This window comes from Pseudomonas sp. 2822-15 (assembly GCF_002742515.1).
Lineage (GTDB): Bacteria > Pseudomonadota > Gammaproteobacteria > Pseudomonadales > Pseudomonadaceae > Aquipseudomonas > Aquipseudomonas salomonii.
In genome coordinates this window covers 1-227 of the sequence record NZ_LJRY01000102.1, presented here as the reverse complement: position 1 = coordinate 227, position 227 = coordinate 1, and the positions used below count along the sequence as shown (strand labels likewise).

1 protein-coding gene is annotated in these 227 nt (G+C 53.7%); it reads right to left on the bottom strand.

Translation table 11 applies throughout. From position 1 onward, the window contains the following. The coding region (locus AOA59_RS00570) for an immunoglobulin-like domain-containing protein (protein ID WP_371919050.1) at positions 1-227 on the bottom strand (227 nt) is incomplete at both ends.

Below are 227 nucleotides of genomic sequence, written 5' to 3'. Positions count from 1 at the left end.
CCCTCGATGGTGGTGCTGACAGTCGAACCGTTGTTATAGACGTCATTGGCTGGAGTGTTAAACACGGTCGAGCCGACAGTTTCACCGGCCTTGATCGTGATGGTCTGGCCGTTGCTCAACGTTACGGTGACGTCGGTCTGCGCCTTGTTAGTCAAGGTCGCGGTGTAAGTGATGTCACCGCCTTCAACTACAGAGGCTTTATCAGCAGTCAGAGAAACCGTGGTGTT